Origin of the sequence: Jatrophihabitans sp. (genome assembly GCF_051960575.1) — a bacterium.
Taxonomy (GTDB): domain Bacteria; phylum Actinomycetota; class Actinomycetes; order Mycobacteriales; family Jatrophihabitantaceae; genus JBQCEE01.
Window position 1 is genome coordinate 1 of record NZ_JBQCEE010000396.1, and the last position, 26,172, is coordinate 26,172.

21 protein-coding genes, 1 tRNA gene and 2 pseudogenes are annotated in these 26,172 nt (G+C 73.0%); 11 read left to right on the top strand and 13 right to left on the bottom strand.

The genetic code is table 11. The features are described from left to right. Positions 1-1,113, bottom strand: a pseudogene (locus tag ACTHMS_RS22270) (hypothetical protein); the annotation flags it as partial. A gap of 329 nt (positions 1,114-1,442) precedes the next feature. Here ACTHMS_RS22270 and ACTHMS_RS22275 point away from each other — a divergent pair. Then, complete coding sequence (locus ACTHMS_RS22275; RefSeq protein WP_440308852.1) at positions 1,443-1,604, top strand: hypothetical protein; 162 nt, start codon at positions 1,443-1,445, stop codon at positions 1,602-1,604. Between the two features lie 391 nt (positions 1,605-1,995). Here ACTHMS_RS22275 and ACTHMS_RS22280 read toward each other — a convergent pair. Both ACTHMS_RS22280 and ACTHMS_RS22285 read right to left on the bottom strand, forming a co-directional pair. Then, positions 1,996-2,070 (bottom strand) — tRNA-Val (locus tag ACTHMS_RS22280). 50 nt (positions 2,071-2,120) lie between these two features. Next, positions 2,121-3,710: a sensor histidine kinase gene (locus ACTHMS_RS22285; RefSeq protein WP_440308853.1), complete on the bottom strand. Its 1,590-nt coding sequence runs from the start codon at positions 3,708-3,710 to the stop codon at positions 2,121-2,123. A 68-nt stretch (positions 3,711-3,778) separates the two neighbouring features. On the opposite strand from ACTHMS_RS22285, the gene ACTHMS_RS22290 reads away from it, so the two are divergent. The 3 genes from ACTHMS_RS22290 to ACTHMS_RS22300 all read left to right on the top strand — a co-directional run bounded on the left by ACTHMS_RS22290 (position 3,779) and on the right by ACTHMS_RS22300 (position 6,587). Continuing rightward, a complete protein-coding gene (locus ACTHMS_RS22290) occupies positions 3,779-5,005 on the top strand; it encodes a hypothetical protein (protein ID WP_440308854.1) in 1,227 nt (408 codons plus the stop codon). 69 nt (positions 5,006-5,074) lie between these two features. Next, entirely contained in the window at positions 5,075-5,731 is a 657-nt protein-coding gene (locus ACTHMS_RS22295; RefSeq protein WP_440308855.1) for a response regulator, read from the top strand. Positions 5,732-6,143: 412 nt separating this feature from the next. Then, positions 6,144-6,587 (top strand): response regulator, encoded by a 444-nt coding sequence (locus tag ACTHMS_RS22300; RefSeq protein ID WP_440308856.1) that lies wholly within the window; start codon positions 6,144-6,146, stop codon positions 6,585-6,587. A gap of 16 nt (positions 6,588-6,603) precedes the next feature. Here the strand turns inward: ACTHMS_RS22300 and ACTHMS_RS22305 are convergent, their stop codons facing one another. Further along, positions 6,604-8,046, bottom strand: coding sequence for a PAS domain-containing sensor histidine kinase (locus ACTHMS_RS22305; RefSeq protein ID WP_440308857.1), 1,443 nt, complete (start codon positions 8,044-8,046; stop codon positions 6,604-6,606). Between the two features lie 115 nt (positions 8,047-8,161). Here ACTHMS_RS22305 and ACTHMS_RS22310 point away from each other — a divergent pair, with 115 nt between their 5' ends. Further along, positions 8,162-8,704, top strand: a complete 543-nt coding sequence (locus tag ACTHMS_RS22310; protein ID WP_440308858.1) for an LmeA family phospholipid-binding protein — start codon at positions 8,162-8,164, stop codon at positions 8,702-8,704. Here ACTHMS_RS22310 and ACTHMS_RS22315 read toward each other — a convergent pair. Both ACTHMS_RS22315 and ACTHMS_RS22320 read right to left on the bottom strand, forming a co-directional pair. Next, complete coding sequence (locus ACTHMS_RS22315) at positions 8,691-9,863, bottom strand: C40 family peptidase (protein ID WP_440308859.1); 1,173 nt, start codon at positions 9,861-9,863, stop codon at positions 8,691-8,693. The two genes, ACTHMS_RS22310 and ACTHMS_RS22315, sit on opposite strands and share 14 nt — an antisense overlap. A gap of 154 nt (positions 9,864-10,017) precedes the next feature. Beyond that, positions 10,018-10,845 carry an oxidoreductase gene (locus tag ACTHMS_RS22320; RefSeq protein ID WP_440308860.1) on the bottom strand — a complete coding sequence of 276 codons (828 nt, stop codon included), beginning with the start codon at positions 10,843-10,845 and terminating at the stop codon, positions 10,018-10,020. 87 nt (positions 10,846-10,932) lie between these two features. Between ACTHMS_RS22320 and ACTHMS_RS22325 the strand changes: the two genes are divergently transcribed. Both ACTHMS_RS22325 and ACTHMS_RS22330 read left to right on the top strand, forming a co-directional pair. Further along, complete coding sequence (locus ACTHMS_RS22325) at positions 10,933-11,619, top strand: TetR family transcriptional regulator (protein WP_440308861.1); 687 nt, start codon at positions 10,933-10,935, stop codon at positions 11,617-11,619. 24 nt (positions 11,620-11,643) lie between these two features. Beyond that, entirely contained in the window at positions 11,644-12,951 is a 1,308-nt protein-coding gene (locus ACTHMS_RS22330; protein WP_440308862.1) for a competence/damage-inducible protein A, read from the top strand. Here ACTHMS_RS22330 and ACTHMS_RS22335 read toward each other — a convergent pair. The 4 genes from ACTHMS_RS22335 to ACTHMS_RS22350 all read right to left on the bottom strand — a co-directional run bounded on the left by ACTHMS_RS22335 (position 12,936) and on the right by ACTHMS_RS22350 (position 19,711). Then, on the bottom strand, positions 12,936-14,090 hold the full coding sequence (locus tag ACTHMS_RS22335) for a phosphodiester glycosidase family protein (RefSeq protein WP_440308863.1): 1,155 nt from the start codon (positions 14,088-14,090) through the stop codon (positions 12,936-12,938). The two genes, ACTHMS_RS22330 and ACTHMS_RS22335, sit on opposite strands and share 16 nt — an antisense overlap. A 225-nt stretch (positions 14,091-14,315) precedes the next feature. After that, positions 14,316-15,401, bottom strand: coding sequence for a carboxylate-amine ligase (locus tag ACTHMS_RS22340; RefSeq protein ID WP_440308864.1), 1,086 nt, complete (start codon positions 15,399-15,401; stop codon positions 14,316-14,318). 7 nt (positions 15,402-15,408) lie between these two features. Beyond that, positions 15,409-15,837: an SRPBCC family protein gene (locus ACTHMS_RS22345; protein ID WP_440308865.1), complete on the bottom strand. Its 429-nt coding sequence runs from the start codon at positions 15,835-15,837 to the stop codon at positions 15,409-15,411. A gap of 37 nt (positions 15,838-15,874) precedes the next feature. Beyond that, positions 15,875-19,711 carry a SpoIIE family protein phosphatase gene (locus ACTHMS_RS22350; RefSeq protein WP_440308866.1) on the bottom strand — a complete coding sequence of 1,279 codons (3,837 nt, stop codon included), beginning with the start codon at positions 19,709-19,711 and terminating at the stop codon, positions 15,875-15,877. 135 nt (positions 19,712-19,846) lie between these two features. Between ACTHMS_RS22350 and ACTHMS_RS22355 the strand changes: the two genes are divergently transcribed. Together ACTHMS_RS22355 and ACTHMS_RS22360 are read left to right on the top strand one after the other, a co-directional pair. Further along, positions 19,847-20,182, top strand: coding sequence for an STAS domain-containing protein (locus tag ACTHMS_RS22355; protein WP_440308867.1), 336 nt, complete (start codon positions 19,847-19,849; stop codon positions 20,180-20,182). An 87-nt stretch (positions 20,183-20,269) separates the two neighbouring features. After that, the gene (locus ACTHMS_RS22360) at positions 20,270-21,220 is read left to right on the top strand and encodes a hypothetical protein (RefSeq protein ID WP_440308868.1); all 951 of its coding nucleotides are present in this window, start codon (positions 20,270-20,272) and stop codon (positions 21,218-21,220) included. Here ACTHMS_RS22360 and lhgO read toward each other — a convergent pair whose 3' ends face one another. Then, positions 21,221-22,411, bottom strand: coding sequence for an L-2-hydroxyglutarate oxidase (lhgO, locus tag ACTHMS_RS22365; RefSeq protein WP_440308869.1), 1,191 nt, complete (start codon positions 22,409-22,411; stop codon positions 21,221-21,223). It lies immediately after the preceding gene. 89 nt (positions 22,412-22,500) lie between these two features. Further along, entirely contained in the window at positions 22,501-23,229 is a 729-nt protein-coding gene (locus tag ACTHMS_RS22370) for an MBL fold metallo-hydrolase (RefSeq protein ID WP_440308870.1), read from the bottom strand. A gap of 85 nt (positions 23,230-23,314) precedes the next feature. Here ACTHMS_RS22370 and ACTHMS_RS22375 point away from each other — a divergent pair, with 85 nt between their 5' ends. Together ACTHMS_RS22375 and ACTHMS_RS22380 are read left to right on the top strand one after the other, a co-directional pair. Further along, positions 23,315-24,391: a spore photoproduct lyase family protein gene (locus ACTHMS_RS22375; protein WP_440308871.1), complete on the top strand. Its 1,077-nt coding sequence runs from the start codon at positions 23,315-23,317 to the stop codon at positions 24,389-24,391. Between the two features lie 46 nt (positions 24,392-24,437). Further along, positions 24,438-25,955, top strand: a complete 1,518-nt coding sequence (locus ACTHMS_RS22380; protein WP_440308872.1) for a flavin-containing monooxygenase — start codon at positions 24,438-24,440, stop codon at positions 25,953-25,955. A gap of 16 nt (positions 25,956-25,971) precedes the next feature. On the opposite strand, the pseudogene ACTHMS_RS22385 reads toward ACTHMS_RS22380, so the two are convergent. Continuing rightward, positions 25,972-26,172, bottom strand: a pseudogene (locus ACTHMS_RS22385) (UTP--glucose-1-phosphate uridylyltransferase); the annotation flags it as partial.

A 26,172-nucleotide genomic window follows, 5' to 3' on the forward strand; every position in this document is an offset into this window, starting at 1 on the left:
CGGCGGGATCGGCGGCGGCGGGGTGGGCGGTGGCGGGCCCGGCGACGCCGTCGCCGGTCCCCCGCTGCCGGGCGTCGCGCCGGCGTCCACGCCGAGGCGCGCGTTCACCGTCCGCCCGGCTTCAGCAGCCGAGGTGGTTGAAGGTGCACCGCCGGCCGCCGCACCGTCGGCCCCGTCAGCTGACCCCTCGGCGCCGCCGACGTCGCCGACGTCGCTGACGTCGCTGACGTCGCTGACGTCGCTGACCGGAGTTTCAGTCGCGCCGCCGTCGGCAGCGGGCTGGTCGGTCGCACGCCGCTCGGGATGCATCGCGACGAGCGCGGCGACGATGTGATCGCGGTCGAGGCCGTGCCACCGTTCGTCCAGGAGCCCGAGGAAGAGGTCGGCCCGGAGCCGGTTCATCGGCGCGTCGGCGCCAGCGCGCTTCGCGGCTCGCGCGACGGCGTCGAGGTTCGCGAGGGCCGCCGCCGTCTCGTCGGCCGGCAAACCGGTGGCGGTGACCACCGCGGAGCCGTCGGCTGCGAGGTAGGCGACGACCTTGCGGTCGTGCAGGGCGGCGCGGTAGCGGCGCTCGGCCCAGGTGGGGTCGACCTCCATCGCGGCCCGCTTCACCCGCTCGAGGAGACCGGTCGCGGTCACCTCGGTCGCACCGGCGAGCGTCGTCTCGACGACCACCGCGGCATGCTCGGGCGTGAGGTCCCAGCAGGACTGCGTGAAGACCATCGCGCGGCGCCGGTCGATGCGTCCGGCTCGCAACGCCTCGGCGACGGCCGGCAGTTCGTCGAGGACAACCGCGGTCTCGAGCTCGACGCGCGCGGCCGCCCGCGTGAGCATGAGCTCGGCCCGCACCTCGTCCGTCGCGAGATCGAGCACCTGGTCCTGCCGCAACGGATCCTTCCCGAGCAGCGGCATCGGGTCGCGCCGCGCGAGCTCGGCCATCGCCGCCCAGACACGCGACTGGGCATGGGCGAGCTGTCGCGACTCGGCCGAGATGAGCGCGACGAGCTCGGGATCGTCCAGACCGCCGACGTCGACCGAGGCCAGGACGGCGCCGAGGTCGGCGCCCGGCAGCGCATCCTCCACGCCCCTCGGCAACCGCCCGTCGCTCGTCATGCCCGAAGGCTAGGACGACCCTCTGACAAAAAACGTTCGAAAATTCGCGAGCGACGGAAAAGTTCTTGGAAAAATTTCTGGAATGCCGGGGACCCGGCCGAGTTTGAAGAGGATGACGTGTCAGGACGGAACCATCGGCGCCTCGGCGTCGAACTGGGGGCGTCCGCGCCGTGATGGGGGAACGGGGCGGGCAGCACCATGTCTCCCGGCCTCACCCGATCAGGCCTGGTCGGCGGGGCCGGGAGACCCGCCACCGTTCGGCGCGGGGCCGACCGGCACAACGGGGGAAGTCCGGCATGACAGTTGCGGCGATCAGTTACACCGAGCACATGAAGCGACTCCGGGCCCGCGAGTCGATCCTGGACGCGATCAACCGCGCGGCGCGTGAGTCGGACGCCCAAGGGGTCGCCTTCCTGACGGACGCGTACTCGAAGCTGATCGAGCTCGGCGATGCCGACCTGCTGCCGCTCGCCGACGAGGACGAGCGCTGATCCCGAGATCCGGCGCGGGCGGCATTGGTCCCGCGCGCTGGCAGCTTCATGCAGATGCACTAGTGCATCCGTGTGAGCGCGTGCGACCGTCGCGGACGTGCGAGGGCCCTCGCGCGTGATCGGGGGGACTGCCCAGGGCCCCGCACCAGATCTCCGACGGGCTCACGCAGAAACCACTGCACGACGAGCTGCCACGCTGGGTGATGACCGGCTCCGGAGGGAAGGCTCGCCCTGTCCCCCCTGGCGCGCCCCACCCGGAGCCGGCCATCGTCCCGCGTGGTGATCGTCGAGCAGGACGACGGCCCCGCGGTGACAGCAGCACGGCGGGGCCGTTGTTGTGCACCAGTCGCGCACCAGCCGTGCGCGGTCGTCCGCACGGGGCCTTGAAGGTTGGTGGGCGATACTGGGATCGAACCAGTGACCCCTGCCGTGTGAAGGCAGTGCTCTCCCGCTGAGCTAATCGCCCGGGACGCCACCGAAGCGGCGCGACCGATCCTACACAGCACGTGCGCGCGCTCAGCGCGCGGAGCCGATCGGGTCGGGGATCGACCAGCGCACACGCGTGCCGTGGGGCTGCACGGCTTCCCACACGCACGTGCCGCCCCACCGCTGGGCACGGTCGCGCATGTTCGCGGTGCCGCTCGCCCGGTCGGGACGCCCCATGCCGATGCCGTCGTCCTCGACGGTGAGCTCGACGCCGCGGGTGCCGGCGATCAACTCGATCAGCACCTGGGACGCCTTGGCGTGCCGCGCGGTGTTGGTGAGCGCCTCGCGCACGACGGCCAGGATGTCGTCGCGCGCGGGCTCGGCGCGGCCGTCCAGGTCGGTGACCTCCACCTTCGGCATGAAGCCGAGGATCCGCGAGGTCTCGTGCCCGACCTTGGTGATCGCCGCCTGCAGCGTGATCGCCTCCTCGCCGGCCGAGTTCAGCTCGAAGATCGACGCCCGCAGGTCCTTGATGGCGGTGTCCATCGCCTCGACCGCGGTCTCGACCCGCTCGGTGGCCTTGGGGTTGTCGCGCACCATCGTCAGCGCGCCGTCGAGGTACATGCCGGCGGCGAAGAGCTTCTGGATGACGATGTCGTGCAGGTCGGACGCGATGCGGTGCCGGTCCTCGAGGATGGCCAGCTGGGCGCGTCCGAGTTCGAGCTGCGACGCCCGGCGCTGAACCTGGTCCTCGAGGTCGTCGGTGAGCCGCATGAGGTCGTCGATGGCGGTGAGCCGCCCCCGGTCGACCCGCTGCAGCCGGCGTCCCGCCGTCCAGGCGACGAGCGAGATCGTGAGCGCGGCGATCGCGACGAGCGAGACGATCGCCTCGGTCGGGTCGAACCACCCCTTCCGCTCGGCCTTGACGCACGCGAAGCCGAGCAGCGGCACGGCGATCACCGCGAACGGGATGAGCCGGCGCACCAGCCCGGCACCTGCGTCGCGCGCACCGACGAACCAGGCGAAGCCACCGTCGGGCACGACGGCGAGGGCGGCGAGGCTCAGCACGGTCAGGCCGATGGCGCCGGGCACGGCCGCGCTCGAGATCGACCGGTAGAGGAACAGCGTGTGCACGTCGTAGAGGCAGCCGACGAGCACGGTGACGGCGGCGAGTCCGCTGAGCCCGGCGGCGAGCTCGGCCTCGCGCGCTCGTCCGAGCGCACTCGCCAGCCGCGACGACGACAGCAGCCCGAAGCAGGCGGCAGCGGCGACCGTCATCCGCCCGCCGTTCGTGCCCGGCTGGTCGTGCACGAGCCAGCGGTCGAGCCCGAGGTCGGTGTTCGTGGCGTACTCGGCGAGGGTCAGCCCCACGACCAGCAGGGCCAGCACGGCGAGCACCGCGGCCGCCCGGCCGCGGGCGAGCAGCGCGGCACCGATCACCACCGTCAGCGCGGCAGCGTTCGCGGTGAACGCCGTCGCCCCGCCGAACCGCCCGGTGACCAGGTCGGGCGACCAGAACCAGGCGCCGAGCCCGAGCAGGCCGAGCGCCACGGCGAGCACCGAGAGCACGACCGCCACGACGCCGGGCACCCCGCGCGGCGCAGCCGCTCGGGCGGCGGACGAGCGGAAGCGCACGAGCACGCCGTCGCGCGTGCCCGATCCCGCCCACGCCCGAGTCACACGTGAACTCTAGGGGCGCCGACGCGCGGCGCGGTGCAGCGCCGGACGCGTGATGCGAAGCTGGGCCCATGCAGCGGGCGGTGACGGACGACGCGGTCGCAGCCGACGGCGGCACCACCGCCGCACCGGCCGACGACGACGTCCCGGCCGGCGCCGACGGCCGCGCGCGCCGCCTGGCATGGGGCGCCGACGTCGGCGTGCCGGCGGCGATCCGCGTCGGCGAGATGCTGCTGCAACTGCTCTTCCTGTCCTGGCTCGACCCGGCCGGCGGCCCGGCGCTCAGCAAGCTCCTGACGAAGTGGGACGCCGTCTACTACGGCACCATCGCCTCGACCGGCTACCCGCACGGGGTCACGCTCGCGCCCGACGGCACCCTCGCGACCGGCTACGAGTTCGCGTTCTACCCGACCTACCCCCTGCTCGCCGGCATCGCCGACCACCTCGGGCTCTCGACGACGCACGCACTGCTGCTGACCGCCGCGGTCTGCGGGGTGGTGGCGTCCAGCCTCGTGCACCTGCTGACCCTCGAGCTCACCGGCTCGCGGCGCGCGGGGTGGTGCGCCGCCGCACTGCTCGGCGCGCTGCCGATGGCCGTTGCCCTGCAGATGGGCTACGCCGAATCGCTGTTCGTCGCCGTCACCGCCGCGACCCTGCTCGCCGCGGCGCGCGGTAACTGGGCCGCCGCCGCCGCCCTCGCGCTCGCCGCCGGCCTCACCCGTCCCGGCGGCATCCTCGTCCCCCTCGCCATCCCGCTCGCCGCGTTCGCGCTGCGACGGCACCGCCCCGTCGCGTGGGCCCGCGTCGTGGGCGCGACCGTCGTCGGCCTGCTGGGGTCACCGCTCTACTGGGCCTATCTCTGGTGGCGCACCGGCCGCGCGGACACCTGGTTCTTCGTCGAGAAGCACGGGTGGGACAGCCATGTCGACGTCGGCCACCAGACCTGGGACTTCCTGCGCCTCGCCGTCACCCAGCCGGACACCGTCCAGTTCATGGGCGTCGGCGCCGTCGTCAGCATCGTCGTCATCGGCGGCGGCTGCCTGGTCGCGGCCGCGCGGCGCCAGTACCTGCCGATCGTGGTGCTGTGCCTGCTCGGCGCCGCCATGACGCTCGGCGCGACGAACTACTGGCACAGCAAGCCACGGCTGCTGCTCGCCTGCTTCCCGCTCGTCGTGCTGGCCGGGCCGGTCGTCGCGCGTTGGCGCACCTCGACCGCGGTGCTCGCCGTCGGCGGCGCGGTCGCCGCCTCGTGCTGGTACGGCGCGTACGCCCTGGACGTGTGGCGTTATGCGATCTGAACGTCCCGAACCCCGCGCAACCCTGGACCACAGGTCGACGCTTCCGGCCGCGTGCGGTAGACACGTACCGTGACCAGTAGCGACGCCGCGGTCGAGACGCGCGTGCTCATCGTCGACGATCACAAACTCTTCGCCCAGGCGCTGTCGGCCGCGCTCGAGCAGGAGCCCGGGATCGTCACCACCGGCATCGCCGAGAACCTCGCCGCGGCGCTCGACGCGGTCACGCGCACGCCGGTCGACGTGGTGCTGCTGGACTACCGCCTGCCCGACGCCACCGGTGTCGAGGGCGTGGGTCGGCTGGTCGAGGCCGCGCCCGGGATCGCCGTCGTCATGGTCACCGCCAGCGAGGACGAACGGGTGCTGCTCGCCGCCGTCGAGGCGGGCTGCGCCGGCTTCGTCTCCAAGACGGCGGACATGGCCGACATCCACACCGCGGTCCGGAAGGCGGCCGCGGGCGAGCCGACGATCGCACCGTCGCTGCTGCCGCGCCTGCTCTCGCGCCTGGCCCAGCGGGGCACGGGCCTGGGCTCGGACCTCACCAGCCGTGAGCGCGACGTGCTGCGGGCGATCAGCAACGGACGCACCAACTCCGAGATCGCCCGCGAGCTGTTCCTGTCCGTCAACACCGTCCGCAACCACGTGCAGTCGGTGCTCACGAAGCTCGGCGCCCACTCGAAGCTCGAGGCCGCAGCCATCGCGGTGCGGGAAGGTCTCGTCAACGCGTGAAGTTGCTGCGAGGCCGTTGTCACGTAGTGCAACGGCACTAGGCGATTCAGAGCGGACGTACCTACGCACTTCCGTCGAAGTGCGTCAAAGTGCACACAGGGAGTCGGCTTCGCCTCGGCGGGCGTGCTCCCGCAGCGGCCCTTCTCCGAGGGTCGGCTGCCCGGTTCGGTCTGCGATCCCCCGCCGCAGATCGCATCGCGCCCGAGCTGGTTCCGGAGCCGACCCCACCACCCGGCTCCGGAACCGGCTCGGCGGCCGCGCCGCCCCCTGGGGCAGGCACCTTTCGTCCCTGCTGATGCGCACGCACTACCGATCGTGACGCCGCAGGTGTCTACCCTTTCCGACGGAATTCGCCGACGATGGCAGCAGCGGGTCCAACCAGCGGACCCGCGTCGACATGCAAAGGTCTGGAATGCCGATCAGGGTCGTGGTGGCCGACGACGATCCGGGCGTCCGCTCGGCGCTGCGCGCCGTGCTCGACGAGGACTCCCGGTTCCACGTCGTGGGTGAGGCCGGCAGCGGCGCCGAGGTCGGCGTCGTGGCCGCCCTCGAGCAGCCGGACGTGGTGCTGCTCGACGTGCGCATGCCCGGCGGCGGCATCGAGGCCGCGCGTGCGATCGCCGAGTCGCAGCCGCGCACGACGCTCGTGGCCGTGACCGCCAGCGCCGACGCCCAGGTCGTCGCGGCGATGCTCGCCGCCGGCGCCAACGGCGTGCTCGCCAAGGGTCGGCTCAACAACCTGGGTGACCTGGTCGAGCGCTGCCACGGCGGCGAGATCGTGCTCGCCACGCCGTCCGCGGCCGCGGGGCTGCGGATCTTCGCCGACAACCACCGCGCCGCCGAGCTGCGCAACTAGCAGCTCGGACGGGTCGTCAGTCCTGCGCGCCGTCCGGCAGCAGGAACCGCACCACCGTGCCGCGGGGCGAGCGCGGCTCGAGCCGCCACCAGCCACCGGCGATCTCGGCGCGGTCGCGCATCGTGGTGAGCCCGCGGTGACCGGGCGGGGACGCGACGTCGGGCAGGATGCCGATGCCGTCGTCGATCACCGCGATCTCGACACCGTCCGGACGCCGCACCAGCTCGATCTCGACCGTGCTCGCGTGCGCGTGCCGGGCGGCGTTGAGCAGCGCCTCCTTGGCGATGCGCAACGCCTGGATGCGCTCGGTGTGCGGCAGGTCGGCGTCGAGGTCGCCGCGCAACCGCCACTCGACGCCGTCGCTCTCGAACAGGTGCGCCGCGGCGCTCTGCAGGCTGCTCGCCAGCGTGTCGTCCGGGCCGGGCGACTCGAGGTCGAAGAGCAGGTGCCGCAGCCGCGACGTCGCCTCGCTCACCGACGCCTGCAGGGCCTTGACCTGGTCGAGCACCTCGGGCGCGACCTCGGCGACCTTGCGCTGCAGGATGCCGAGCCGCAGGTCGACCGCGGCGAGGGCCTGCACCGAGTCGTCGTGCACGTCGGCGGCGATCGCCGACCGCTCGGCCTCCTGCGCCGCGACGAGCCGCTCGAGCAGCCGGCGGCGGTGCGCGGCGAGGTCACGCAGCCGCCGCTCGGAGGCGCGGCGCTCGGAGATGTCGCGCTGCACGCTCGCGAACGCGATGGTGTCGCCGGTGTCCGGGTCGTGCATCAGGTGGTGTGCGGCCATCACGGGGATCATCGCGCCGGTGCGCTGGTGGCGCAGCAGCTTCTCACCGGCCCACTGCCCGGTGCGGGTCAGCGACTCGACGATCATGGCGACCGTCTCGGCGTCACAGAGGTCGGCGGCGGCGATGGTGGTGACGTCGTCGTCGGCGGTCAGCCCGATGAGGCGCCGGCCGCCCGGGTTGAGGAACTGCAGGTGATGGCCCTCGGCGACATCGAAGATTGCGATGAAGTCGTTCGAGGCCTCGACGAGGGCCTCGAACTGCTTGCGGAGGGCGACCGCAGTATGCAGGTCGGCGATGGCGCGCTCCCGTTCTCGCTCGAGCCGACGCCAATCGGTGACGTCGCGGAACATGACGGTCAGACCCTCGGGGGACGGGTAGGCCCGCACGTCGAAGGTACGACTCAACCGGGGCAGCCGCCGTTCGAACACCACCGGTTCGAGCGTCGACATCGCGCGCCGGAAGTGGTGTTCGTGGGTGCCGCCCTCGCCCTCGGGGAAGGTCTCCCACAGGCTGCGCCCCTGCAGCAGGTCGGGCGTCGTGCCGAGCATCGCCGCCCCGGTGCCGTTGACGAACCGGATCACGAAGGACCGGTCGAGCAGCAGCATCCCGTCGCTGACCCGTTCGATCGCAGCGCGCATGTCGCCGACGCCGAGACCTGACGTGTCCGGGCGCATGCACTGACCTCCGCCGACGGTGGTTGGGGTGGGCCACAGCCTACGTCGGCGAGCGTCCGAAACCCGGCATCATGGGGTGTCGCCGCACGTCTCGTTTCGTCGTCTGGAGCCGCCCGTGATCGTCGACTTCCTGATCTCGAAGGACGGGCTGCGACTGGCGGAGGTCGACCTCCGCATCAGCGGCGTGCGCATGGCGTACGGCCCGACCGGGTTCGTGCCGCGCAGCGCCGATCTGCTCCACGGCGAGGTGCACATCGCGCTGAGCGACCTGGCCCGTGCGCTCGCCCGTCCGGAGCCGGTCGACCAGCTGCTCGGCGGGGTGGCCGGCCTCGCGCGTCCGGAGATCAACCTGGTCGACGGCGACGAGCCGGGCAGCATCCGGGTGGTCGGCAGCGTCGAGGTCATGGGACGCCGCATCCCGATCACCGCCGCGACCCGGGTGTCGATCGTGCGGAACCGGCTGACCTTCGCCGCCACGCAGCTCGAGGGCCTGCCGCTGCTGCGGTCACTGCCGGTGCAGCCGTTCGACCTGGCGCTGCCGCTGACGCTGCCCGCGGGGCTGGAGTTCACCGGGGTCACCACGCGGCCGGGCCACGTGGTGCTCACCCTCGAGGGCCGCGACTACCAGTTCGCGGCCGACGCCGTCACGAGTGCGTGAACGACCCGTACGCCGTGGACGTGGGGTCCCAGATCGTCTGGTAGTTCACGCCCTCCTGCTCGTCGATCGCCGCGACCGTCCTCCCCGGGCTGAGGTAGATGCCCACGTGGTAGACGTCGCCACTGTTGTCGAAGTAGAAGACGAGGTCGCCGGGCACCGCGCGGGACGCCGGGATCGAGCGCGCGGCGAGGAACTGCTGCTCGGACGTCCGCGGCGTGCTGTAGCCGAAACGGCCGTAGCTGTAGGTGACCAGGCCCGAGCAGTCGAACGACTTCGGCCCGGTCGCGCCCCAGACGTAGGGCTGGCCGATGTGCTTGAGCGCCTCGGTGACGACCTGCTTGTTCAGCGCCGGCTGGGTGACCGTGCCGGTGCCGGCGGGCCCGCGGGTGTCGGCGGTGCGGCAGCCGAGGAAGGTGTTCGACCCGAAGCCCACGTTCACGACCCAGACGCACGCGACGTGCGTGCCGGTCGAGACCGGGATGGTGGTGGCGAAGGCCGAGTTGATCGCGGCGCCCGCCGGGCGCGGTGCCGGGTACGCGTGCGTGGTGATCGTCGCGGCCGAGACGCTGTCGACGTAGACGACGACGACGCTGCGGCGCGGGAAGAAGTCCGGGTCGTCGGCCCAGCCGGTGACGGTGAGCGAGCCCGGCGCGGCCATGGTCGTGGCGATCGACCCGCGGGGGCTGTGCGTGGCCTGCTGGCCGCTGGTCAACGCCGTGCCGTACGGCAGGGCGTAGCAGTTCAGCAGTGTGCTCAGCCCCGGGCCGATGCTGAACGCGACGATGCACAGCGTGTGGTTGCCGCTCGGGGTGGGCACCGCGAACGAGAAGCCGGGTGTCGAGCCCGTGTGGTACCTGGCGCGCACGTTCGGGTTGGCGACGGACGTGGCCGTCTGGGCGAGCTGCACGCGCCCGTCGAGGATGGCCCGCACCGTGACATTGCCGGTCGAGTCGGGGTCGTAGGCGTAGCCCGAGACGGTGAGGCCGGTGGCCGAGGCGACGACCGAGGTCACCTTGCCGAGGGCGTCGTGGGGGCCGGGCGGGTTCGCCGCCGAGGCGACGCCCGGCGTCACGAGGACGGCGGCCGCGGCGAGCGCCGTGGCGCCCGCGAGCAGGGCCGGCAGCCGGCGCAGAACGGACGAATGCACGGAGAACCTCACGCAGTCATCGATCGGCCCCCGCCGCGAGAACGTTAGCCCGAACCGGCGTCAGATCACAAGAGCATCACGAACCACATGCGTATCAGGCGTGTCGACCGGTCCGAGACCCGTCCATGGGGTAGCGCAGCCGCGTCCATGGGGTAGCGCAGCCGCGTCAGCGGAACAGGGCCCGGATGCCCAGGTCGAGCACCCGGTCGGGCAGCGCGCGGCGGGCCAGCACGACCGTGCCGGCGCCACGGCCGACCGGGTACCGCGGCGCCGGGAAGCGCGTGGTGGCGGCCTTGAGGATCTTCCTGCCGACGACGTCCGGCTCCGACCCGATCCCCGGCGCATCGGCGGTCTTGAGGATCGCCGCGGCGCGTCGGGCCTGCGCGGCGAAGGCGCCGTCGGCCGAGCTCGACACGAGCGTCTCGCGCGCGCCCGAGTTCCACTCGGTGCGGATCGGGCCGGGCTCGATGAGCACCACGTCGATGCCGTGCGGCGCGAGCTCGACCCGCATCGCGTCACTCAGCCCCTCGACCGCGAACTTCGTCGCGTGGTACCAGCCCGCCAGCGGCGTGTAGATCTTCCCGGCGATCGAGGCGATGTTGATGATGCGACCGCGGCCCTGCTCGCGCATGTGCGGGATGACCAGCTGCGAGAGCCGGGCCAGCCCGAAGAGGTTGACCTCGAACTGGCGGCGCGCCTCGTCCAGCGGCACGTCCTCGACGGCGCCGTAGGAGCCGTAGCCGGCGTTGTTCACCAGGACGTCGAGACGGCCCTGCTCGGCGAGGATGCGCTCGACGCCGGCGACGATGGACGCGTCGTCGGTGAGGTCCATGCTGAAGACGTGCACCCCGCGCTCGACGAGGTGCTGCATGCGCTCGACCCGGCGCGCGACGCCGTACACCTCGAACCCGGCGTCGACGAAGCGCAGCGCTGCGTCCTCACCGATCCCCGAGGACGCACCCGTGATCAGCACGACCTGCTTCGACGTCGCCATCGCGATCTCCCCATCGTCCGGATGATAAAAGGCCAGTGGTCTGTTGCAAACACCGTAACAGACCATCGGGCTGTTATCGTTGTGAACGTGAACACCGCCGCGGCCGACCCCGCCGACTTCCAGCGCGCGCGCACGCCCGAGCAGCAGGAGCACCGGCGGCAGCACATCCTCGCGACGGCCCAGCAGCTGCTCGACGAACGCCCGCTCACCGAGATCAGCCTGCGCGACCTCGCCCGTGAGGTCGGCCTGGCCAAGTCGAACGTCGTGCGCTACTTCCCGACCCGCGAGGCGGTCTTCCTCGCGGTGCTCGTCGACGACTGGACGACATGGCTGGACGCGTTGGCCGACGCGCTCCCCCGCCCCGACGCCCGGCGCGCGCGCCGCACCACCCACCGCCGCATCGCCGAGGCGCTGGCGACGACGCTGCTCGCCCGGCCGCGCCTCTGCCGGCTGATCAGCAGCACCCAGACCGTGCTCGAGCGCAACGTGCCGGCCGATGCCACGCGGGCCTTCAAGCGTGACTCGTTGACGCGCACCCGACGGCTGGCCGACCTGTTGCGCGCGGCCGACCCCGAGCTGCGGGCAGCGACCGCGTTCGAGCTCGCCGGCACGGTCTGGACGCTCGTGGCGGGCGCCTGGCCGGTGGCCAACCCGAGCCCGGTCGCGGCCGCGGTGCTGCGCGACCCCGAGTTCGCCGCGCTCGCCCTGGACTTCCGCGACGTCTTCGTCCGCATCGTGGTGGCGCTGCTCGGTGGCCTCGACCGCGCCGGCTGACCCGGGCCACCTACGCTCGGTGCGGTGAGCACGCGCGCGGGCATCGTCGTCACCGGCACCGAGGTCCTCACCGGACGCGTCACCGATCGCAACGGCCCCTGGCTGGCCGAGCAGCTACGCCTGGTCGGCATCGACATCGCCGAGATCGTGGTCGTCGGCGACCGGCCCGACGACCTCACCGCCGCGCTGCAGCACCTCACCGCGGCCGGGCTCGAGCTGATCATCACCTCCGGCGGGCTCGGGCCGACCGCCGACGACCTCACCGCCCGCGTCGTCGGCGAGTTCCAGCGCCGGCCGCTCGCCCTCGACGCCGCCCTCGAGCAGCGCATCGCCGCGATCGTGGAACGGTTGCAGCGCGGCCGGGGCTGGACGGTCGATCCCGAGGCGCAGGCCGCAGGCACCCGCAAGCAGTCCCTCGTGCCCGCCGGCGCGACCGTGCTCGAGCCGGTCGGCACCGCGCCGGGCCTCGTCGTCCCGGCACCCGACCGCACCGACGGGCCGCCGGTCGTCGTGCTGCCGGGGCCGCCGCGGGAGCTGCAGGGCATGTGGCCGGCCGCGCTGGCCGCGCCCGCCGTCACCGCGATCGTCGCGCAGGCCGAGGAACTCCGCCAGCGCACCCTGCGGCTCTGGGGGACGATGGAGAGCGAGCTCGCGGCCATGATGCGGGCGCAGGGCGACGCGCTCGACGACCTCGAGATCACCACCTGCCTGCGCGACGGCGAGCTCGAGATCGTCACGCGGTACGCGCCGGGCGAGCAGGACGCCTACGAGCGCTTCGCCGCCGCGGTCGCCGAGGCCTTCCCCCGCACGCTCTTCTCCCCCGACGGCGCGAGCATCGACGAGATCGTGGCGCGCCTGCTGCGCGAGCGCGGCCTCACCATCGCGACCGCCGAGTCGTGCACCGCGGGCCTGCTCGCGGGCCGCCTGACCGAGCTCGCCGGCTCGTCGGACTACGTGCTCGGCGGGCTGGTCGTCTACTCGAACCTGGCCAAGCACGATCTGGCCGGGGTGCCGCTCGAGCTGATCGACCGGGTGGGCGCGGTGAGCGAGGAGGTCGCCGTCGCGCTCGCCGAGGGGGCGCGCAGCCGCCTGCACAGCGACCTCGGGGTCGGCATCACCGGGATCGCCGGGCCCGGCGGGGGCAGTACCGAGAAGCCGGTCGGGCTGGTGCACTTCTGCGTCAGCGACGGCGTCCGGCAGCGGCCGGCGAGGTGGGTGATCCCCGGCGGACGCAGCGAGGTGCGGGCCCGGGCGGTGCTGCTCGCCCTGCACCTCGTGCGGCGGCTGCTCGAGGAGGACAGCGACGAGGCCTCGGCTCAGGCCGGGGCGTAGAACGCGAACAGGCCGTTCGCCACCGCCCGCGGCCACCCGCCCCAGGCGGGCACGTTGCGGATCGACAGCGGGCCGCCGCGCACGCCCGACCCGACGGTCGTCGTCGAACCGCCGCCGTCGAGCACCAGCCCGTCGTAGCAGCCGTGCCGCAGCATCAGGGCGGTCAGCTGGGCGAAGGTCACGCCCACCGAGGTCCACATGCGGCCGTCCACGGTGCCGAACAGCACCGAGGTGCGGTTGCGCGCGACGCACACGAAGGTCTCGGGGTTGTGGCCGGCCGTGTGCCAGGCGGTGGTCGTATCGTTCCAGCGCAGCCCGTTGCGCAGCACCTGACGCGCGCCCTGCAACGCGCCCAGCACGGTGGCGCGCGGGTCGGCCGGCGAGGTCACCGTGCCGGTGACGGTGAACCGGCTGCCCGCCCCGGCATGGGACCGCAGCCAGCGCCCGCCGGCGCCGCAGCCGAGCAGGACGAAGCCGCTGGACGGGAGTTGAGGCAGCACCCGCACCCGGTCGCGCAGCGAACCAACCGTGTAGGTGCCCAGCCTCCGGGTGCCGCCCGCGAGCACGCAGCCGGAGGGCAGGGAGGCCTGGCCGAGCCGCTGGTTCAACACCGTGATGCCGCCCGCACCCGCCGTGCCGACACTGTTCACGGTCACTGGGTGCGCGAGACGCACCGTGCCGAGGCGGGTCAGCACCCCGTGCCACGTCAGCGGCCCGATCACGGCGCGGTGGTCGGACAGGAGGGCGAGCTGGCCGGCCTGCCGCGACGGCGAGCGCACCACGGCCCCGTCGACGACCTCGCCGCCGTACGGCGCACCGGTGCCGCCGAAGTCGAAGAGGTCACCGTTGATGCCCGCGACCGCGTGCGTGCGCTGCGCCATCGAGAGCACCGTCTCGCCGACGCTCTCGACGGTGTTGTGGGCCGCGACGACGCCGAGCCGGACGCCGGGCCGGGTGAGGTCGACGGTGGTGATCCAGGCCGACTGGTGGAAGCCGTCGTCGGTGACGAAGCGCTCGTGGTACTGGGTGATGCCGGGCGCGAGCGTCACGACCGGACCGCGCTGCAGCGAGTTCACGACGGCCGCGCCCGCGCCGTCGGGCGCCGTGCCGAGCGCGGTGCCGACGGTCGCGAGCGCCACGGTCGATACGGTCGACACGGCGAGCAGCCTCACCCGGACGGAGCGGGCGGGTCGGCGCGACGGCGCAGCAGGCGGCACGTCGGCCCCATCGGCCGCGCCGACGCGGACCTGACGGGCCGTTCAGGCGGCGGACAGCGCCCGACCGCCCGACAGCGCGGCCCGGAAGCGATGAACACCCGTTCACGCCGCCTCTGGCCGGACGGGAGGGGTGTCGATCATGCCCGGTCAGGCGACGGTGACCACGTCCAGCACCGCCTCGACGCCGGCCGCGCCACCGCCGGCCGCGTCGAACGCGGCCCGCTGCCGCTGCGCGCCCGTGCCACGCAGCCGCAGCGCGGCGAGCCCGTCGCGCACGACGTCGGCATCGCCCGCGGCGTCCAGTGCGTCGGCCACCGTCGCCACCAGCCGGTCGACCAGCTCCCACGCCGGCACCAGCCGGGGCCGGTCGCCGGTGAGGTCGACGAGGTCGTCGGTCATGCCGAACCGGGCGGCGCGCCACGAGGCCGCCTGCAGGAACTCCGGCCGCACCGCCCGCGGCGGGCCGGTCCGTGCGACGTGCTCGACCAGCGCCCGCACCAGCGCCGCGACCACGACCGCGTCGTCGACCTCGGCGACCACGTCGCCGACCCGCACCTCGACCGTGGGGTACGACGCCGAGAGCCGCGCGTCGAAGTACAGCATCCCGTCGTCGAGCGCCGCGCCCGTGGCGATCAGCCCCTCGACGACGGCGTCGTAGCCGGCCGGGTCGCCGAACGCCGGGGTCGGGCCGGCGCTCGGCCAGCGGCCCCAGAGCACGGTGCGCCAGCTCGCGTGCCCGGTGTCCGCGCCGGCGTGCACCGGCGAGTTCCCGGTGAGCGCCCGCAGCACGGCCAGGTGCGGCGCGAGTCCGTCGATGACCGCGATGCCCTCCTCGCGCGAGTCGATCGAGACGTGCACGTGCATGCCGCAGGTCAGCTGCTCGCGTCCGAGTCGGGCGAATCGGCGCATCATGCGCTGGTACCGCTCGTCGTCGGTGATCGTCGCCTCGCCCGGCACCGGGCTGACCCCGCACGCGACCAGGCGGGCGTCGCGCTCTCGCGCCGCGGCGACGAGCGCACCGCGCAGGCGATGCAGGTCGTCGCGCAGCGCGTCGGTCGACCCGGTCGGGGCCGAGCCGATCTCGGCCTGGGGACGCACCAGCTCGTGCTCGTACTGCCCGTCGGGATCGGTCGCCTGGGCCCGCGCGGTGACCGCGTCACCGTCGGGCACGAGCCGCGGCCGGCGGCGATGGACGAGCAGGAACTCCTCCTCGACGCCGACCGTCCGGCTCATGTCGCACTCACCGCGCGGTCTTCCCCACCTGGCGGACGAGGGCGGCGAGCAGGGTACGGGCGATGGCGCCGACGGCGACGCGGTCGACGAGCGGCAGCCGCTGGTCGGCGCTGATCGTGTAGGTGATCTCGGTGCCGTTGCCGACCGGACGCAGCGCGATCTCGCCCTGGTAGTTCTTCAGCGGCACGCCCGACAGCGCCTTGTAGCGCAGCCGGCTCGACGGCTCGAAGCCGATGATCTCCTCGACGATGGCGGGCGCCGGCTTCGGCGGCGCGATCTTGCGCACCGCGCCGACGCCGTTGCGCTCGGTCGTGCCGCGCTGCAGCAGCGTGGCGCTGAGCCCGGGGCCCCACTTCGACATGCCCTCGTGGTCGGCGACGACCGACCAGACCTGGTCGACGGGCGCGGGGACGACGGCGGTGCGGGTCGACTGCATGCTCAGGACGCCTTTCGGGACGCGGACGCGACGCCGCTCATCCTGACATCGACGCTGTCGCGGTCGGCGCCAGGGTGACCGGTAGCGGCACCGTGCACCACACGGCCTTGCCCAGACCGGTCGGACGGGTGCCCCACCGCCTGCTGAGGGCCTCGACCAGGTGCAGCCCGCGTCCGTTCGGCGCGTCGACGTCGCTCGCACGCATCGCCGGCTGCGCCGGGCTGCCGTCGGACACCGTGATCACCACCTCGTCGGGGCAGTGCCGCAGGTAGAGCCGGATCGGCGGCTTGCCGTGGCGCACCGCGTTCGTGACCAGCTCGCTGACGATGAGCAGGGCATCCTCGACCACCGGGCCACCGATGCCCCAAGCGGCGAGCGACTCGGCGGTCGCAGCCCGCGCCATGGCGATCGCCTTGCTGCGCTGGGCGATGACGACCGAGCGGTGGTTCTCGTCGGGCCGCACGGCCGACGCCGTCAGCACGGCGACGTCGTCGTCGGGGTCGTGCGGCAGCATGCGGGCGACGACCTCGTTCGGCAGCGCCTCGACGGGCACCTCGACGGTGTCGATCACCTCGGTGAGCCGGTCGATGCCGACGTCGAGATCGCTGCCCCGGTGCTCGACGAGCCCGTCGGTGTAGAGCGTCAGCCGGCAGCCCGGTGCCCAGTCGACGGTGTCGGTGGTCCGGCCGGCCCGGCCGGTGCCGAGCGGCGGGTCACCGACCGAGAGCCGCACGGTGCTGCCGTCCGGTCGGGTCAGCAGCGGCGGCAGGTGGCCCGCGTTGCCGTAGGTGAGCGTGCCCTTGACCGGGTCGGTGACCGCGTAGACGCAGGTGACGATCGTCGACTCGGCCATGTCGCGCACCGCGACGTCGAGCAGCTCGAGCAGCGCGTCCGGGGCGAGGTCGATCCGGGCGTAGGCGCGCACCGTCGCCCGCAGCTGCCCCATCACCGCCGCGGCCCGCACGCCGCGTCCCATCACGTCACCGATGACCAGCGCCGTGCGACCGTCACCGAGGTCGATCACGTCGTACCAGGCGCCGCCGGCCTGGGTGTCCTCGACACCCGAGACGTAGTAGGCGGCCACGACGAGGTCGTCGGGCGCGGGGGTCGCGCCGGGCAGCAGGCTGCGCTGCAGCTCCTCGGCGATCGCGTGCTCGCGCGCGGCCGCCTCGCGGGCGGCGGCCGACGCCGCGAGCGCCTCCTCGGCGGCGCGCTGCTCGGTGACGTCCTGCGCGCTGCCGCGCAGCACGGGCGTGCCCGCGCTCGTCAGGTGCTGCCGTGCGTGCAGGCGCAGGATGCGCTCGACCGAGTCGCCCGGCCGCCGGATCGGGAACTCGAGATCGAGCGGACGACTGGTGTCGGGCGGGTCGCCGAACATCGCCCTGAGCCGCACGCGCTGCGCCTGCGGCACCCGGGCCCAGAGCAGGTCGATGTCGGGGTGCGCCTCCTGCTCGACGTCGATGCCGAGGATCCGGCACAGCTCGGGCGAGACGGTGAGCCGCCGCGAGGTCAGGTCGAACTCCCAGCTGCCCACATGCGCGAGCTCCTCGGCCTGGTCGAGCAGCGCGCGGCTGCGCGACAGCTCGTCGGCGACGCGGCGCACCCGGTCGAGCTCGAGGTTCGCCCGCACGCGGGCCTGGAGTTCGCGGGCCGAGAACGGCTTCACGAGGTAGTCGTCGGCGCCCGCCTCGAGCCCGACCGACGCCGCCTCGTCGCCCGAGCGCGCCGACAGCATCACCACCGGCAGGTGCATCAGGTCGGGGTCGGCCCGCAGTTGCTCGAGCAGCCCGAAGCCGTCGAGCCGGGGCATCATCACGTCCGTGAGCACGAGGTCGGGCGGGTCCGCCCGCGCCGACTCGATCGCCTCGACGCCGTCGGCGGCGGTGCGCACCAAGTAGTCGTCCACGAGCAACGAGCTGATGTACTCGCGCATGTCGGCGTTGTCGTCGACGACGAGCACGCTGGCCCGGCCGCCCTCGGCGGCGCGCAGCGGCTCGACGGCGTCGTCCGAGAGCCACCGGTCGATCTCGGCGAGGTAGCCGGCACCGATCGCGTCGACGGCCACCGCCGACTCGCCCTCGGCCCGCACCTGCTCGGCCGGGAGGTGGTCGGTGCCCAGCGGCATCCGCACGCGGAAGGTGCTGCCGACACCCGGTTCGCTGTCGACCGACACCGTGCCGCCGTGCAGCGCCGTCAGTTCGGCGACCAGCGCGAGGCCGATGCCGGTGCCCTCGTGGCTGCGCAGCTGCGCACCCGACACGCGGTGGAAACGCTCGAAGAGCCGGGCCTGCTCCTCCGGCGGGATGCCGACGCCGGTGTCACTGACGGCCAGCTCGACCGTCGCATCGTCGACGGCCGTGAGGCGCACGGTGATACCGCCGGTGAAGGTGGCCTTGAGGGCGTTCGACAGCAGGTTGAGGACGATCTTCGCCCACATCTCCTTGTCGACCCAGGGCCGCTCGGGCAGTGGGTCGACCTCGACCGTCAGGCCCAGGTCGGCGCGGGCGGTGGCCGAGTCGAACATCGCGGCCAGCTCACCGGTGTAGCGGGCGAGATCGACCTGCTCGAACCGGGCGGTCGCCCTGCCCGACTGCAGGCGCGAGAAGTCGAGCAGCGTGTTCACCAGCTTCAGCAGCCGCTCGGCGTTGCGCTGGATCACCTCGACCCGCTGCTGCTGCCGCGGGGACAGCGGCTCGGTCGGATCGTCGAGCGCGTCGCCCGCGGGCCCGAGCAGCAGGGTCAGCGGCGTGCGCAGCTCGTGGCTGACGTTGGTGAAGAACGTGGTCTTGGCCCGGTCGAGCTCGGCGAGTTCCTCGGCGCGGCGCCGCTCGTCCTCGAACGCCTGGGCCCGGGTGAGGGCCTGCGCCACCTGGCTGACGATGAGGCGGATGTACCCGAGCTTGTCGGCGTCGAGCTCGCGGTAGCGGTTGAGACCGGCGACGACGAAGCCCAGCCGGGCGAGCCCGGTGGCCTGGGTCAGCGGCAGCACCAGCGCCGCGCGCGGCGGCTCGTCCCACGAGCCGGTCGGAGTGTCCGGCGCGTCGATGCCGTCGACGATCACCTCGTCGCCGCGCACCGCCCGCGCGACCGGCCACACCCTCTCGTCGTCGACGGCGATCGACGCGGGTGCCAGGCGGTGGCCCTCGGGCACGCCGGACCGCCAGGCCAGCTCGGCCGTCCGCCCGTCCTCGCTCATCAGGTAGCCCAGCGCGAACGGGATGCCGACGTTGTCCCGTCCGATCTCGCGGCCGGCGGCGGTGCAGATCTCGTCCTTGGTGGACGCACCGGCGAGCGCCGAGCCGAGATCGCGCAGCGTGGCCATGCGCCGCTCGTTGATCACCCGGCTGGTCTCCTCGGTGACCACGCAGAGCATCCCGGCGATCGTGCCGTCGTCGTCGCGCAGCGGGCTGTACGAGAAGGTGTGGTAGCTCTCCTCCGGATAACCGCTGCGCTCGACGAGCAGCATCAGGCTCTCGTCCCAGGTGGCCTCGCCGTGCGTGACCACGCGTTCGATCCGCGGCCAGATGTCGACCCAGATCTCCGACCACACCTGGTCCGACGGCTTGCCGAGCGCCCACGGGTACTTCGCGCCGAGGGTGCCGTGCCGGTAGGCGTCGTTGCAGAAGAAGGTGAGCTCGGGGCCCCAGCACATCCACATCGCGAAGCGGGACGCGAGCTGGGTGCGCACGACGTTTCGCAGACTCTCCGACCACGACTCGACCGGCCCGAGCGGCGTGGCCGCCCAGTCGACGGCCGCATGATCGCGGCCGATCTGCGTGCGCAGGTCGAAGACGCTCGCCGGGCCACGGTCACGGGCACGCGGTGGCGAGTCGGTCGGATCGGTCAGCTCCGCCGAACCGGAGGCCTCCGTCACCGCGAACTCCTTCCGGTCGGGGCCGCCCGGCCCGACGTCTGCCGCTCAGTCTGTCGCACAGTCTGTCGCACCGCGGACACTATGCTTCCCACCGACCGGCCGACCCCGCCGATCACACCCCCACGGAGGATCCGCGTGGACCTGACGCTGGACACCACGTCGTACGACGGCGCCGCCGTCCTGCGCGTCGCCGGCGACATCGACATGCAGACGGCGGGCGCGTTGCGCGACCGCCTGACCGAGTGCCTCGAGACCGGCGCCGGCCGGGTCGTCGTCGATCTCTCGGCCGTCGACTTCCTCGACTCGTCGGCCCTCGGCGCGCTCGTCGCGGCCGCGCGGTCGGCCGGCGAGGGTGGCAGCGCGCTGCGCGTGGCCGCGCCGAAGCCGCACGTGCGCAAGATCTTCCAGATCACGCGGCTGCTCGACGTGCTCGGCGTGCACGACACCGTCGAGGACGCGCTCGCCGACTGATCGTCCGCACCGGCGGCCGGCGGGGCTGTCAGCAACCTCATGGTCATCCCTGAGGTGATCGGGCCGGTTTCTGGGCACGATGGACCCGTGAGTCTGCCCGTCCCCCGGCGCACCGCCCGCTTCGTCGTGCGCGTGCGGGTGCGGTGGGAACGCAGCCTGCCCGGGGTGGGTGTGCGGCGGGTGCGCGAGCTGAGCCTCGACACCCACGCCCTGGCCTTCGGTGCGCAGCAGCTGCTGTGCACCGCCCCGCTGGTCGTGGCGGTGGGTGCGATGTTCCGCCACCGGCCGGGGCACGGCACCGGCATCGCGATCGCCCGCTTCTTCGGCCTCGAGGGCGAGTCGGCGCGCGCGGTCGAAGGGCTGTTCGGCCGCACCTCGCCGAGCATCGGCTTCTGGGCGCTGCTGCTGAGCCTCGTCACCGCGGTCGTCTTCGCGGCCGGCGTCGGCGCGGTGCAGCAGCGCGCGTTCGAGCTGATCTGGGACCTCCCGACCGTCCGCAGCGTGCGCACGTCCGTGCAGCAGCTGGCGTGGGTGCCGGTGCTGACGCTGTTCGTGCTCGCCCTGCTCGTCTCGTCCCGGTTGACGGCGCGGCTCGACGCGCAGAGCGACGGGCTCGGTGACGCCGCCATGATCGTCTCGCGGGTCGTGGTCGTGACGCTGTTCTACTGGTGGTCGCAGCGGCTGCTGCTCGCCCGCCGGGTGCCGTGGCGCGACCTGCTGCCGGGCTCGATCGCCATCGGCGTGCTGACCACCGGCACCCTCGAGGTCGCGCACCTGATCATGCCCGAGCAGATCACCTGGCAGCTGCACGCCTACGGCCCGGTCGGCGTCGTCTTCGTGCTGTCGGTCTGGATCGTCGGTGTCAGCACCTTCATCTACGCCGGCGCCCTGTTCGGCGCACTGCTCGCCGAGCGGCGGCGCGAGCGGGCGACGGCGGTGCTCGAGGCCGAGGTCAGCGTCACCGAGTTCGACGACCTGGACGACCTGGACGATGTCGACGGGCTCGGCGGGCTGCCCGCCCCCGCCGCAGCCGGCTGATCACCCCGTCAGCAGCGCGCGGGCGATGTGCTGCCCGATCGGCAGCGCGGACGTCGCGGCCGGCGACGGCGCGTTCGCCACGTGCAGGGTGCGGTCGGTGCGCAGCAGCAGGAAGTCGTGCACCAGCGTGCCGTCGCGCAGCACCGCCTGGGCCCGGATGCCGGCGGGTTCGGGCAGCAGGTCGTCGACCGTCAGCGTGGGGCAGTACTTGCGGCACTCGCGCAGGTAGCCGCGTCGCGACGCCGAGTTCACCAGCTCGCGCAGCCCGGTGCGGAGGTGCCGGCGGGCGACGTGTCGCAGGCCGGGGAAGGCGAGGGCGTCGCGCACGTCGCGGCGGTCGACCGACCACTTGGCGTAGCCCTCGCGGGCCAGGCCGAGCACGGCGTTCGGCCCCACCGTGATGCCGCCGTCGATGGTGCGGGTCAGATGGATCCCGAGGAACGGCAGGTCGGGGTCCGGCACCGGATAGATGAGGTGCCGGACGAGGTCCTGCCGCTCGGCCGGCAGCCGGTGGTACTCCCCGCGGAACGGCACGATCCGGAAGTCCGGCTCGAGGCCGGCCGCGCGGGCGAGCCGGTCGGCCTGCAGGCCGCCGCAGACCACCAGCCGACCGACCCGCCACCGTTCGTGGTCGGAGTACACGTCGACGTGGTCGGTGCGCTCGTCGATCTCGGTGACCCGGACGCCCGTGCGGATCTCACCGCCCAGCGCGCGGACGTCGGCCGCCATCGCCTCGGCGACCGCCACGTAGTCGACGATGCCGGTCTCGGCGACGAACAGGGCGCCGCGGCCGACGACCGCCGGCTCGCGGCGTTGCAGTGCTGCGGCGTCGAGACGCTCGACCACGATGCCGTTGACGGCGGCGCGCTCCTGCAGTGCGTCCAGGCGCGCCAGCTCGCGCTCGTCGGTGGCGACGATGAGCTTGCCGCAGGTCTCGACGGCGAGGCCGTGCTCGGCGGCGAAGGCCTTCGTGGCACGGGCGCCGGCCCGGCACAGCGTCGCCTTGAGCGAGCCCGGCTCGTAGTAGATGCCGGAGTGGATCACCCCGCTGTTGTGGCCGGTCTGGTGTGTCGCGAGCGCGGGTTCCTTCTCGAGCACCACGACCCGGGTGCCCGGGCGGTCGTGCAGCAGGCGCAGCGCCGTCGCGAGGCCGACGATGCCGCCTCCCACCACCCCGACGTCGTCGCGCACGCGTCCATTCTCGGGGAACGGTCAGGGACGCAGCGACACCGTCGCGCCGCGCGCGACGACCCGCAGCGTCGAGGCGTGGCCGCGCCGGGTCATCTCGTCGACGAAGTCCGACAACGGTGATCGGAAGACCCCGTCGTCGTGTGGTGCACGGGCACGGCGATGCCGGGACGCACCAGTTCGACGAGGTCGGTGCCCTCGCGCCCGTCCATCGTCACCATCGCGCCGTTCGGCAGCGTCGTACCACCGAGGTGCAGCACGGCCGCGTCGATCGACGCGTACCGCCGCGGGATCTCGCGCAGGTCGTCGACGACCATCGTGTCGCCGGTGAGGTTCACCCGCAGCTCGACCTCGCCCGCCGGCGCGTACTCGAGCAGCGACCCCATCACGGGCGGCAGCAGGTGCCGGGTGACGCCCTTCGCGTGGCGGCCGGGCAGCGCCGTGACGACGAGCCGGGCGCCGTCACGGCTCAGCGTGTGGGTCTGCCAGGTGGTGAGGCCACGTCCGCCCCGGAAGCCCTGGCGGTGCAGGGCGCGGGCGGCCTTCGGTGTCGTCAGCACCGGCAGGTGCTTCGGCAGGCCCCGCTTCGCGACCCGGTCCCGGTGGTCGCCGTGCATGTGCGAGAGCACCACCGCGTCCAGGTCGGGCAGGTCGTCGACCGCCATCGCCGGCTCGGTCAATCGGCGCGACACCAGCCCGTGGCCGAGGTAGGCGAACTGCCCGCGGTGCAGGAAGTTCGGGTCGGTGAGCACGGTGAACGGGCCGAGGCGCAGCAGGGTCGTCGCGGTGCCCAGGAAGGTGAGCGTGCAGTCGTCGGCCATGTCCACCCCTACCCGGGCCGATCATGATCGAATACCTCACACCGCGTCCGGGATGCGTAGTTTGTCGGCATCTGTTGCACAGGTTGTGACTGCGCCCCGCACGCCCGCCGCCCTGCTCGACCTCCGCCGCATCTGGGCCGAGCCCGATGCCTTCACCAGCGACCGCGGCCGCCAGGTGCTGGCCCGCTTCCCCGCCGCCGAGGTCATCGAGGTGGCCTCGCACTGGCAGATCCCCGAGCTGCACGGCAATGCCGGCAACGTCGACCGCTGGGTGCGCGTCAAGACTGAGGACCTCGTGCTGGGCGTCAAGAAGTCGCTCACCGCGCGTCCCAACGGGCGCAGCAGCGACTTCATCGCCCCCTCGACCGCCAACGGCTGCGCCATGGCGTGCGCGTACTGCTACGTGCCGCGGCGCAAGGGCTACGCCAACCCGATCACCGTCTTCACCAACGTCGACAGGATCATCGGCTACCTCGGCCGCCACGTCGGTCGCCAGGGCGTCAAGCCCGAGCCGAACCAGTGCGACCCCGAGGCGTGGGTCTACGACATCGGCGAGAACAGCGACGTGTCGGTCGACGCGCTGGTGAGCGACAACGTGCGCGATCTGATCGGCGCCTTCGCGCAGTGGCCGACGGCCAAGGCCGCGTTCGCCACCAAGTACGTCAACCGGCAGCTGCTTGACCTCGACCCGCAGGGGCGCACCCGCGTCCGGTTCTCGCTCATGCCCGAGGCCGACTCGAAGCTGCTCGACATCCGCACCAGCCCGATCGCCGAGCGCATCGCCGCCATCGACGACTTCGTCGCGGCGGGCTACGAGGTGCACGTCAACCTCTCCCCCGTCGTCGTCCGTGACGGGTGGGAGGCCGACTGGCGCGAGCTGCTCCAGCAGCTGGCCGACGGCACCGGCGACGCGTTCAAGGCCCAGGCGGCCGCGGAGATCATCATGCTCACGCACAACGAGCCGCTGCACGAGGTGAACCTCGGCTGGCACCCCAAGGCCGAGGACGCGCTGTGGCGCCCTGAGCTGCAGCAGCGCAAGCGCTCGCAGACCGGCGGCTGGAACGTGCGGTACCGCAACAACGTCAAGGCGGCGGGCGTGCAGACCCTGCGCGACCTCATCGCCGAGCAGACGCACTGGCTGCGCGTGCGCTACGCGTTCTGAGCGGTAATCCCGGCAGCCTGCGGTATCGCGCGGTACCGTCCGCTGCATGGGTGCTGTCGACCACGAGATCGTCATCGTCGGTGCCGGCTTCGCCGGCATCGGTACGGCCATCACGCTGCTGCGGGCGGGGTACTGGCAGCACGGTGACCTCCTGCTCCTGGACGACGCGTCCGGCCCGGGCGGCACGTGGCACTGGAACACCTATCCCGGTGTCGCGGTCGACATCCCGTCGTTCAGCTACCAGTTCAGCTTCGAGCAGCGGCCGGACTGGTCGCGCAGCTACGCGCCGGGTGAGGAGCTGCGCGCGTACGCCGAGCACTGCGTCGACAAGTACGGCCTGCGTCCTCGCATCCGCTTCGGTACCGAGGTCACCGAGGCGAGCTGGGACGAGGCGGGTGCGCGGTGGCGCATCGAGACGGCCGCGGGCGACGAGATCACGGCCCGCTTCCTCGTCAACGCCTGCGGCGTGCTGACCCGCCCGAAGTACCCGGACATCCCCGGCGTCGAGCAGTTCGCCGGCGTCACCGTGCACACGGCGCGGTGGGACCACGACGTCGACCTCTACGGCCAGCGCGTCGGCATCATCGGCACCGGCGCCTCGGCGGTGCAGATCATCCCGGCGATCGCGCCCGAGGTCGCCCAGCTCACCGTCTTCCAGCGCACCCCGATCTGGTGCCTGCCGAAGCCCGACCTGCCCATCCCCGGCGCGGCGAGGTGGGCGCTGCGGCGGCTGCCCGGCGCCTCGGCCGTGTCGCGGCTGGCGAGCCAGGCGTTCGTCGAGGCGACCTTCCCGCTCTCGGCGCACTACCACGGCCGGCTGCCGGTCTCGTCGCTGTTCGAGCGGTTCGCGCTCGGCTACCTCGGCAGCCAGGTGCACGACCCGGCGGTGCGCGAGAAGCTCACCCCGCGCTACGCCCTCGGCTGCAAGCGGCCGAGCTTCCACAACAGCTACCTGAGCACGTTCAACCAGCCGCACGTGCACCTCGAGACGACACCGATCGAGTCGGTCGACGACCGCAGTGTGCGCACGGCCGACGGCGAGGCGCACGAGCTGGACGTGCTGATCCTCGCGACCGGGTTCAAGGTGATGGACACCGACAGCCTGCCGACCTACCGCCTGGTCGGACGCAACGGCCGCCTCATCTCGCAGTGGTGGAACGAGGAGCGACTGCAGGCCTACGAGGGCGTCAGCGCGCCCGGCTACCCGAACTACTTCTCGATCATGGGCCCGTACGGCTACAACGGCTCGTCGTACTTCACGTTGATCGAGAACGGCGCCGCGCACGTGCTGCGCTGCCTCAAGCAGGCGCGCAAGGTGCAGGCCGACGTCGTCGAGGTGACGAAGGAGGCGCACGACGCCTACTTCGCCGAGGTGCTGGAGCGTCGCGAGCACCAGATCTTCTGGCAGGAGAGCTGCGGGCTGGCCAACAGCTACTACTTCGACCGGCACGGCGACGTGCCGCTGCGGCCCATGACGACGATGGAGGCTGCCTGGCGCAGCCGCCACTTCCCGCTGCACCACTACACCTTCAGCTCGGTGCGCGAGCCTGCCGCCGTCGGCTGAGCCGTCAGCTGAGCCGTCAGCTCAGCACGGCCCCCGACGGCACCTCGCCCGCGTCGACCAGCTCGACCGAGCCGACCACCTTCACGCCCCGGCCGAACCGCGCGTCGCCGCGCACGACGAACCGCTCGGCGTCGACCAGCGACGGCGGCCCCTCGGGGACGCGGCTGTCGAACGCGCCGACGAGCTTGAAGGGGTCCTGGTCGAGGTCGAGGAAGGG

Coding starts and splice junctions, on each gene's coding strand:
- ACTHMS_RS22370 (WP_440308870.1), bottom strand. CDS start 23,229: ATGGCCGACGACTGCACGCTCACCTTCCTGGGCACCGCGACGACCCTG.
- ACTHMS_RS22320 (WP_440308860.1), bottom strand. CDS start 10,845: ATGGCGACGTCGAAGCAGGTCGTGCTGATCACGGGTGCGTCCTCGGGG.
- ACTHMS_RS22300 (WP_440308856.1), top strand. CDS start 6,144: ATGCCGATCAGGGTCGTGGTGGCCGACGACGATCCGGGCGTCCGCTCG.
- ACTHMS_RS22380 (WP_440308872.1), top strand. CDS start 24,438: ATGGGTGCTGTCGACCACGAGATCGTCATCGTCGGTGCCGGCTTCGCC.
- ACTHMS_RS22305 (WP_440308857.1), bottom strand. CDS start 8,046: ATGCGCCCGGACACGTCAGGTCTCGGCGTCGGCGACATGCGCGCTGCG.
- ACTHMS_RS22340 (WP_440308864.1), bottom strand. CDS start 15,401: ATGAGCCGGACGGTCGGCGTCGAGGAGGAGTTCCTGCTCGTCCATCGC.
- ACTHMS_RS22275 (WP_440308852.1), top strand. CDS start 1,443: ATGAAGCGACTCCGGGCCCGCGAGTCGATCCTGGACGCGATCAACCGC.
- ACTHMS_RS22345 (WP_440308865.1), bottom strand. CDS start 15,837: ATGCAGTCGACCCGCACCGCCGTCGTCCCCGCGCCCGTCGACCAGGTC.
- ACTHMS_RS22290 (WP_440308854.1), top strand. CDS start 3,779: ATGCAGCGGGCGGTGACGGACGACGCGGTCGCAGCCGACGGCGGCACC.